Annotated in this window: 5 protein-coding genes; 1 reads left to right on the top strand and 4 read right to left on the bottom strand. The window is 64.8% G+C overall.

The genetic code is table 11. The features are described from left to right. Positions 1-3 precede the first annotated feature (3 nt). From QOI01_RS09430 to QOI01_RS09415, 4 genes are read right to left on the bottom strand one after another with little or no spacing between them, the layout of a single operon-like run. The gene (locus QOI01_RS09430; protein WP_526380196.1) at positions 4-675 is read right to left on the bottom strand and encodes a GntR family transcriptional regulator; all 672 of its coding nucleotides are present in this window, start codon (positions 673-675) and stop codon (positions 4-6) included. 45 nt (positions 676-720) lie between these two features. Continuing rightward, entirely contained in the window at positions 721-1,725 is a 1,005-nt protein-coding gene (locus QOI01_RS09425) for an asparaginase (protein ID WP_526380194.1), read from the bottom strand. A gap of 6 nt (positions 1,726-1,731) precedes the next feature. Beyond that, positions 1,732-3,384 carry a thiamine pyrophosphate-binding protein gene (locus QOI01_RS09420; protein ID WP_526380192.1) on the bottom strand — a complete coding sequence of 551 codons (1,653 nt, stop codon included), beginning with the start codon at positions 3,382-3,384 and terminating at the stop codon, positions 1,732-1,734. A 55-nt stretch (positions 3,385-3,439) separates the two neighbouring features. Further along, positions 3,440-4,684 (bottom strand): MFS transporter, encoded by a 1,245-nt coding sequence (locus QOI01_RS09415; protein WP_526380190.1) that lies wholly within the window; start codon positions 4,682-4,684, stop codon positions 3,440-3,442. A 147-nt stretch (positions 4,685-4,831) separates the two neighbouring features. On the opposite strand from QOI01_RS09415, the gene QOI01_RS09410 reads away from it, so the two are divergent. Next, positions 4,832-6,103: an MFS transporter gene (locus tag QOI01_RS09410; protein WP_526380188.1), complete on the top strand. Its 1,272-nt coding sequence runs from the start codon at positions 4,832-4,834 to the stop codon at positions 6,101-6,103. The last annotated feature ends 169 nt before the right edge of the window (positions 6,104-6,272 follow it).

The following is a 6,272-nucleotide window of genomic DNA, read 5'->3' as shown; positions in this document are numbered from 1 at the left end:
CGCTCAGAGCGCATTGTTGCGGTGGACCAGTTCGATGTCGGCCAGCGTTGCCCGCAGATGCCGAACGGTCATCTCGATCGCGGCCCCGGCGTCATGGGCGCGGTAGAACTCGACGAGCTTGGCGTGCTCGGTGTTGGATTCTGCGATGCGGTCGGTGTTGGCACTCAGCGAGAGGGCAACGTACATGGACGCACTGTCGCGGAGGCCACTCAAGACGGTCGCGAGCCGGTTTCCGCTATCGGGCAGCGACAACAGGGAGTGGAACTGCCGGTTGAGTTCGGACCACTCAGACAGACCGGTGGTGCGCTCGAGTCGGCGGCTGAGCTCGTCGGCATGGTCGAGTTCGTCGGGGGAGATGGTGGCGATGACTCGGCGTATGGCCAGCGGTTCCAGGGCGATGCGCATCTCGTAGAGCTCACGCACTTCGTCGAGGTCCAGGCTGCGGACCCGGGAACCGCGGTGCGGATCGAAGACGACGAGTCCCTCTCCGGCGAGGTCGCGCAGCGCCTCCCTCACCGGGGTGTTGCTGACGTTGAGCTGTGTGGCGAGTTCAGCCTGGATGAGTCGCGTGCCTCCGGGCAACCGGCCGTCCAGGATCGCCTCCCGCAACGCCTCGCGAACATAGACGTGTGCGGTCAGGGCCCGGTCCTGCCCGGGGTTCAGCCCCAGCGTCATCGATCCCCCTCGGCTGCTCTGTCGTGTACCAGCAAGGTTAGCTTCCTACAGGGTTGTGTTCCGGTGAGCGAACTCTGCTCGAACGTCCGACCCCGCCGCAAGCAGGCACGTCAACAGCACGCGCGCCTTCCTGGCGTCGAGCCAGCCCGCAGGTATCGCGCCCCGGGAGATCAGGTCCGATTCCGACCCGTCGAAGCCGTAGCTGTTGCGATGGGTGCTGCCGGCGCCGGTTCTGGTGGCCAGCACCACCGGCACGGACCCGGCTGTCCGTTCGACCACCTCAGCCATCGAGCTGGATACGTGGCCGACGCCGAATCCGGCGACTACGAAACCGCGAAAGGTGTTGGTGTTGCGCAGGGTTTCCAGGATCTCCCCGTCGTCGCCGAGGAATGTCTCGAGGAGGGCGACCCGGGGGGCGACGAACGGATCGGGCAGGGGTAGCGCACGATGCTCTACCGCGGTGGTGGCGTACACCGGCTGTCCTTCATCGAGGTAGCCGACGGGTCCGAACGACGGCGAGGCGAAGGCTGCCGGTCCGCTGGCCCGAATCTTGCGCGTCCAGCGCGCGGCGTGAATCTCATCGTTCATCACCACGAGTACACCGCGCCGCCGGGAGGTGTCGGCTACCGCGACCCGGACTGCCGCCAACAGGTTCGCCGGGCCGTCTGCTCCGGACATCTGTGCCGAGCGCATCGCCCCGGTCACCACCAGCGGTGCCGACTGGTCCCAATAGAGGTCGAGCAAATATGCCGTCTCCTCGATGGTGTCCGTGCCCTGAATCAGGATCGTGCCGGAGACACCTTCGGCGACCTCCGCGCGGGCCCAGTGCAGAGCCCGCACGACATCGTCGAAGGTGAGCGACGCACCGGGCAGCGTACTGAGTGTCAGCGTCCGCAACTGCGCGATCTCGGCGAGCGAGGGGACCGAGGTGAGGAGTTGTTCGGCGCTCAACGACGGCCGTGCTCCTCGCCCGTCGCCACTGGTAGACGTCATGGTGATGGTTCCGCCCAGAGAAGCGGCAGCTACCCACGGTCTAGCCACTGTCGGCATCTCTCCTCATTGGTGCCACCACGGCTCGAGGGGGCCAGGCGCGAGCTCATCGGTCACCCGGACGTCGACGACCGCCGAGCTGCCCGCGTCGACCTGTGCGATGGCATCCTTGAGTACCGCCTGCAGGTCCCCTCGTGCCGTGACCTCCGCCCCGAAAAGGTCGAATGCCCTTGGTACGTGGGCGAAGTGCTGCTCGATGAAGTCGACGCCGACGCGCCTGCCGCCAAAGGCGGCATCCTGGCGCATCCGGATGTGTCCGAGGGTGCCGTTGTTGACGATCACGACGAGAATCGGCACGCGTAACCGCGCGGATGTCTCCAGTTCGCCCATCGTCATGGCGAACCCGCCGTCGCCGACGAGTGCACACACCATCGCATCGGGATGTGCCAACTTGGCGCCGATGGCCCCTGGTATCCCGAATCCCATTGTGCCCGAGGTGGGATAGTGGAAATCGCCGGCGTCGGTGATCGGGAAGTACTGGTCGGCCCAGTGCAGGTAGTTTCCCGAGTCGAGCACCAGCTTGGTGCCGTCCGGCAGCAGGCGACGTAGCTCCCGCACCAGTTCACGCCCTCCGATGGCATCGCTGGGGGTGTGGGCCGCGTCCAGTTCCTGTCGGTAGCAGGAACTTTCGTCCTGTAGGGCGGACAGCCACACCGCCCGGTCGGTGTTCGGCACCGTTCCCGCCGTTGCGATGCGTAGCAGCGGAAGCAGATCCGATAGGTTGCCGGTGATCCCGACCTCTGCCGGGTAGACCCGTCCTATCACCGCCGGATCCAGGTCGATGTGGACCATGCGAGCATCCGGCGCGAAGCGCATGTGATAGTGCTCGGTCATCTGCTCGGAGAAGCGGCAGCCGAGTGCGAGCACCGCGTCGGCTTCGGCAATGGCGCGCCGCGCCGCGGGCGAGCCACCGATCCCGGCCATGCCGACGAAATTGGGATGCCGGTCGGGAACTGGTTTGCGAAGCCACGATGACACGATCGGCGCGTGCAGTGCGACCGCCAGCGCCAGAACATCGTCCTGACGGTCGAACGGGACGCCACCACCTGCGATGATCAGTGGCCGCTGTGCTGAGGACAGGACGTCGGCGACTGCACTCAGCCGCTCCCGGCTGATCGTGGTGTCCGCGGCGGGAACGCTTGGCGGAACGTAGCGTTCGATCTCCCGCTGCATGAAGTTGTAGGGGATTGCTACGTGGACGGGCGCCGGGCGTCCCGAGAGCGTTCGCCGGTAGGCCTCGTTGAGCAACGACAGCACGCGATCGGGATTGTTGGCCTGCACCGACCATTTGGTGATGGGTTCGTAGAATGCCGCGAGGTCGATTTCCTCGAACGCTTCATAGCGCTCGTGTTCGTTGCTGACCTGTGCGCTGATGACCAACATCGGCAGCGATTCCACGTAGGCGCCCATGACGCCGATCGCGGTGTTCGTTGCTCCTGGCGCCTTGGACGCGACCACGACAGCGGGCCTGCCGGTCTGGAAGGCATACGAGTACGCCATCATCGCGGCGCCCTGCTCGTGTCGGGTGAGAATGAAGGGGACCCGCCCGTCAGCGGCGAGCCGGTCGGCGATCTCCAGCAGGCCGTTGCCGAGAATCCCTGCGACAAAGGGAGTTTGGATGTCAGCGCACCATCGCGCAATCGCGTCGCAGACTTTCATGATTCGCCTCTCTGTTTTGCCGTTGGTGGCGTTGAAGCTGGTTCGGAAGGGTCGGTCACACCGTTGGGACGAGTTCCCGCCGGGCGGGGCGGACGAAGATCACGCACGCCGCGGCCACGGCGGGGGCGGCCACCAGCACGACGAGACCGCCGACGCCCCAGCCCGCGGCCTGCACGATGCCGCCGAAGATGGCCCCCGAGAACCCCGCCCCGATGTAGTGCGCGCTGGAGGCGACGCCGGAGGCCTTGCCGATGTGCTCGGCTTGCACCGATCGCTGCGTCAGGGCATAGACGTTGACGAACAGGAACCCGCTGTTGAACACCCCGAACAGCAGGCTCAGTGTGAGCTGCTGCCACTGCGCGTGGGCGAGGTCGAACATCAGCAGGCCGACCACGATGGAACCCGCAATGGCGGCGAAAATCAGCCGTCGCTCCCCGAACCGGTCCGCCAGGTAGCCAGACAACAGACCTGCGAACGCCCCGATCCCGTACATGCTCACGGCGAGCGCGGCTGCCTGTGGCGGATAGTGCAATTCGGTCTTGAGGAAGGTTGGGTAGAGGCCGAGATAGCTGTAATTCACCACGCCGAGAAGGACGTTCGCAGCAGCCAGAAGGACGAGGTCGCGCGTCAACCAGGGCGTCCTCGACTCCGCGCGTGTCGGTGCCCGGTCTTCGTCGTCCTTGCCGAACTCGCTGAAACCGGTCGGCAGGAAGAACAGGAGTAACAGCGCGTACACGAGACCAATCAGGCCGAACACGTAGAGCGGCAGTCGCCAGTTACTGGAGCCGGCCAGGAATATCTGGATCCCGAGGATCGGGCCGATGAACGACCCGATTCCGTAAGCGGCGTTCATCCCGCCCAACGCCAGGTTGCGGCGCTGAGCGAAGAAGACGCCGGCCATGGTGAAGATCGCGGTCTGCTGCATGGCCTCACCGACACCGGTGACCACCCGGTAGGCCGTGATGTCCCAGAATCCCTGCGATAGCGGGATGAGCATGGTGAAGACCGAATAGATCAGCATGCCGACGATGAGTACCGTCTTGCGCCGGTACCGATCGAGCAGCACCCCTGCGCACACCCCGGTGATGCCGAAGCCCAGCGCGAAGATCGTGGTGATGAACCCACTCTGAGCCAAGCTCAGGTTCAGGTCCTTCTGGACGTAGGTGTTGAGGTTGGAGAAGACGCTGCGATCCATCGCGTTGGCGATGTACGAGCAGGCGATGAAGAGGTAGAGCCCGAACCCGGCGAGGGCTCCGTAGCGCGTGGGCGTTGCTGGTGATGCCGTGATGGCTTGGCTCATGATGCCTCTCCGGTTCGATTCACCTGCTGCGGACCGTGCGGCACCTTCGGTGATCGGTTGTGCCACCCTGCAATCAGTCACCATGCAGTGTATACAATGCACTGTGCACTATAGCGTCGAGTTTATCGACATGGAGAGTGGGCGGGCATGACCAACGACATCGATCGGGTGCCTGCTGCCGGACTGCCCAGATTGACCAGGGCGGTGGCACTGACCTGCCTGGTTGTCCTGGCACTGTCCTATGTGACGAACGCGATGGACCGCCAGGTGTTCCCGGTGGTGCTGCCACAGGTCAGCGGGGATCTCGGATTCACGCTGGCCCAAGGCGGACTGCTTGCGACGATCTTCACGCTGGGGATTGGCCTGGCCGGGGTGCCCACGGGGTTTCTGCTCGATCGGCTGTCCCGCAAGGCGGTGGTGCTGATCGGTATCGCGATCTACTCCGGCTTCACCGTGCTCACCGGCTTCGGGCTCGGCTTCGGTGATCTGTTCGCGTATCGCGCGCTGTCCGGAGTGGGCGAGGCCATGCAGAACGCGGCGCTGTTCTCGGCGGTCGGTGCGTACTTCTTCGCGCACCGCGCTCTGGCCATCGGCAGCCTCAACTTCGCCTACGGGGTCGGCGGTTTCATCGGTCCGATCTTTGGAGCCGGACTGGCAGCGTCATTCGGATCCTGGCGGGTGCCGTTCTTCGTCTTCGGCGCCATCGGATTCGCGTTCGTCGCGATCATTGCCGTCTTCGTCCGCCGCAGGTTCACCGAACAGGTCGAGCCGGCCGACCCCGACCGCACGGCCGAAGACGTGGTTGACGTCGACGAAGCGATGCCGCAACACTTTTGGAATCGAAACACGATTCTGCTCGGACTGACCGCCGTCGTGGTGGGTCTGGCGATGTATGGCTTCATCGGCCTGTATCCGTCGTTCCTGCAGAAGGAGCTGCATTTCGGTCTACGTGACGCAGGCTTGATCGCCAGCATGTTCGGCCTCGGTGCGATGATGGGGCTGCCCGCCGGCTATCTGATGGACCGGCTGAACGTACGCCATGTGCTGATCACCGCGATGCTGATCGGGTCGGGCGTCGGCTATCTGATCTTCAACGGACCGACGACCGTTGGCTGGCAGCTCGTGCTGTCGTTCGCCGAAGGCGCGGTCGCCAGCGGCTTCTGTTTCGTCGGCGTCTACACAGGCCTGCAGCGCTCGGTGCGGCCGGCACTCGTCGGCCGTGCATCGGGGTTCTATGTAAGCTGTTTCTATGTGCCGGCATCCGTTGCGGGATACGTCTTTTCGCTGCTAGTCGGCCGTACCGGATGGGGCGGCGCGGGATTCTGGCAGCTGACTGTGCTTCCACTGTTGGGTGTGGTTGCACTGCTGTTCGTCAACACCAAACAGCTCGCGACCGTTGGGGTGGTTGCGGGCCATTGAACCGACTGAATCGAGGATGGGAAACATGACGCGTCCCAGCGGTCCGCGGCGTTGGCATTCACAACGCTGGCTCACCGACTCAGTGCTGCGCACGGACGGTCTGGAATGGGACCAGCCGCGCATCGCATACACGCTTCGGCCGATGGGAGTCGACGCCACACCGGATTTC

The organism is Mycobacterium sp. (assembly GCF_032162605.1).
Classification (GTDB): Bacteria; Actinomycetota; Actinomycetes; order Mycobacteriales; family Mycobacteriaceae; genus Mycobacterium.
Note: the sequence above shows the minus strand (reverse complement) of the source record. Positions and strands in the feature narration are given on the sequence as shown.

Excerpts from the sequence above, each read along its gene's own strand:
- QOI01_RS09410 (WP_526380188.1), top strand. The coding sequence starts at position 4,832 with ATGACCAACGACATCGATCGGGTGCCTGCTGCCGGACTGCCCAGATTG.
- QOI01_RS09415 (WP_526380190.1), bottom strand. The coding sequence starts at position 4,684 with ATGAGCCAAGCCATCACGGCATCACCAGCAACGCCCACGCGCTACGGA.
- QOI01_RS09430 (WP_526380196.1), bottom strand. The coding sequence starts at position 675 with ATGACGCTGGGGCTGAACCCCGGGCAGGACCGGGCCCTGACCGCACAC.
- QOI01_RS09425 (WP_526380194.1), bottom strand. The coding sequence starts at position 1,725 with ATGCCGACAGTGGCTAGACCGTGGGTAGCTGCCGCTTCTCTGGGCGGA.
- QOI01_RS09420 (WP_526380192.1), bottom strand. The coding sequence starts at position 3,384 with ATGAAAGTCTGCGACGCGATTGCGCGATGGTGCGCTGACATCCAAACT.